Source organism: Bacteroides timonensis (assembly GCF_000513195.1).
Lineage (GTDB): Bacteria > Bacteroidota > Bacteroidia > Bacteroidales > Bacteroidaceae > Bacteroides > Bacteroides timonensis.
In genome coordinates this window covers 1-2,923 of sequence record NZ_CBVI010000161.1, presented here as the reverse complement: position 1 = coordinate 2,923, position 2,923 = coordinate 1, and the positions used below count along the sequence as shown (strand labels likewise).

Genomic DNA, 2,923 nt, shown 5'->3' with positions numbered 1-2,923 from the left:
AGCCAGTTCGATATTTCCCCCTAACTTCTCCGTCAACTGCATCACTTCCAGTTTCTCCGTTTCCTCCGTCGTATAAGTCAGATACTCCTGCATCGACACCTCCGTAGCATAGACCGCCGACTGCACGCCGCCCAGCCCAAACCACACCTCCTTATACTTTCTCGATGCCGCATTTGCCATATTGATAGAGAGGATTTGCGCCTTCTCCTTATCCGTCAGTCCCAGCAACTCCTGAATTTTCGAGAACTTGTTCATGTACTTGCGTTGGTCGAGCAGAATCTTGCAATCCGAGTTATTGATGATACTCTCCTTGACAATAGGCGAAGAAATTATATCGTCCACCTCTTGCGTGACCGTCACCGCCTCCCCGAAAAATTTTCGGACAGTCTTGTACAAATAGCGCATATATTCCGCCATCCCTTCCCGTGTCAGCGCCTTCCAAGCTTCCTCGATGATTATCATCTTTCTTACCCCTTTCAATCGGCGTAACTTATTGATAAACATCTCCATAATAATGATAGTAGTCACCGGGAAAAGGATGGGATGATCTTTAATCTGATCGATTTCGAATACCACGAACCGCTTGTCCAACAAGTCCAACTGCTTGTCCGAGTTCAGCAGAAAATCATACTCGCCGCCCTTGTGGTATGGTTCCAGTACATTCAGGAAATTGGTGATATCGAACTCCTTGTCGCGTACCCCCTTCGCATCCAGTATCGCCCGGTAATCCGTGTCCACAAACTCGTAGAAAGTGTCGAAAGACGGCACAAGGCTGTCATCATACTTGATCCGGTCGATGAACAAGGCGACCGCGTTTGACAGCGCCACCTCTTCCGAGCGGGATGCCGGTTCATTGTCCTTCTTCCAGAGCGTCAGGAGCAATGTCTTGATAGATTCCTTTTTCTCCACGTCAAACACCTTGTCCTGCGTATAGAAGGGATTGAAACTGATCGGGCTTTCCTCCGTATAGGTGAAATACACCCCGTCGTCCCCGTGCGTCTTTCTCCGTATCATCTCGCACAGTCCCGAATACGAATTACCCGTATCCACCAGCACGATGTGCGCCCCCTGTTCCCAATACTGCCTCACAAGGTGGTTCATAAAGAATGACTTCCCACTACCCGAACCGCCCAGCACGAATTTATTGCGGTTCGTGATAATTCCCGTCTTCATCGGTAAGTCCGAAATATCCACATGAATCGGCTTCCCGCTGATACGGTCAGCCATCTTTATCCCGAACGCACTCGGCGAACTCTTGTAATTTGTTTCCTCGATAAAGAAACAGAGAGCCGGTTCGATGAATGTATAGAAACTTTCCTCCTCCGGAAAGTCCCCCGCGTTTCCCGGCATCGCCGCCCAATACAGCGTAGCCGCGTCCACCGTGTTATGCCTCGGCTTACATTCCATCAGTGCCAACTGACTGCCCACATCGTTGCGGATATTCTTCAGTTCCTCCGCATCATCCGACCACGCCATCACATTGCAGTGGCAGCGTACCGACGTCAGCGAGTAACTATGCGCCTCGTTCAGATAGAGGTCTATCCATTCCTTGTTAATCTGGTTCGACCGGCTGTAACGGGAGAGCGACTGCATGTTTCGCGCCGTCTTCTCGAACTTCTTCAGGTTCTCGTTACTGTCGTCAATGAAAATATATTGGTTCACAATATGGTTGCACGACAACAGCAGCCCGATGGGAGCCGCAAAGCACAACCGGCAGTCCGAGCGGTCAGTCGATAACTTCTCGTACCGCATGTCCGTACCCACCTTTCCCGGCACATCGTCCACGTCCGAGAGCGTATGCACGCACAGCTTCTTGTCGCCGATGCGCAGCCCGTCCGTTCCTAACTCCATATCTTCCAGTGTCGTTGTATCTTCCAGCGAGAGCGAAAAATACTTCTCGATCAGTCCCGCACCCTTGTCCGTGCCCACGATTTCATCCGTGCCCAACCGTACCAGCCGGACAAGTCCCGAATCGTTCACGATCTGTTCGAACTGTCCCACCGCTTCCAGAAAGCGCGTAGCCATCTCCTTGTTCACCTCTTTCGGCACGATAAACCCGCGGCACAGCGATGAAAAATTACTTTGCATCCTTGCCCGTTCCTTCGTCGTTTTCGTCAGGAACAGATAACACCCGTGATTGAGGAACGGACGTTCATTAAAGTGCATCTCGTAACAACGGGAGAGGAAACTAAGGTTATCCTTATCCGTTTTCGGCTGGTAGTTCTCCTTGATGAACCAGTCTTGCTTGTGTACCACCGAATAGTTCGGCAATACCTTGATTGCTTTCGCCCATGTGGAATGTATCGTTTCATATTCCGGTGTGGTGACCGTGAACAGTTCCGGCAGTTCCACCCGAAAGGCGACGGTAATATCCGCATCCTTGCTGATGATGCAGTCCTGTTCCACCGCAAGCAGCGGGAACTTGCTTTCTATCGTAGCAGCTTTTAGTACATTTCTCATTTTCTTCTCTTTTTGAATAATTTTCGGGGAGTGATCCTGTTAATCAGGAAGCGGGGATGTTGCCGGGACGAGAGCAGTTTCATCAGTCCGTGTTCGCCGTATTTCTCATTCAGCGCAAATGTAGCCCATACCAGTACCGAAGCCGTGACAACACCGAACCCGATGCAAATCCACTGGTTGATACCCACCATATACAGGATGATGAACACTACAAATACTGCGAGCAATCCGGCAGCGAACAGGAATAGATATTGCGCTTTCAGCCCCTTAAATTCAGCACTTTTCCCAATCCCCTTGTTTAGTTCAAATTCCATTCTTTACTTTTATATATTGTACGCGTACATTATATAAATTACAAGAAGAACGACCTCAAAATAGTAGCTGCCACAATCAGGAAAATACAAGCTCCAAACCAACTCGCGGCAACTTTACTCGTATCGGGATCGCCCGACGAAAATTTGTT

The 2,923-nt window shown here is 49.5% G+C and carries 3 protein-coding genes; all 3 read right to left on the bottom strand.

What is annotated here, in order from left to right; genetic code table 11:
• On the bottom strand, nt 1-2,460 hold a 2,460-nt coding region (locus tag BN161_RS26255), incomplete at its 3' end, for a TraG family conjugative transposon ATPase (RefSeq protein WP_044271958.1).
• Nucleotides 2,457-2,774 (bottom strand): DUF4133 domain-containing protein, encoded by a 318-nt coding sequence (locus tag BN161_RS26250; RefSeq protein WP_005805476.1) that lies wholly within the window; start codon nt 2,772-2,774, stop codon nt 2,457-2,459. The genes BN161_RS26250 and BN161_RS26255, both read right to left, overlap by 4 nt.
• Before the next feature lie 38 nt (nt 2,775-2,812).
• The coding region (locus tag BN161_RS28985) for a DUF4134 family protein (protein ID WP_125910939.1) at nt 2,813-2,923 on the bottom strand (111 nt) is incomplete at its 5' end.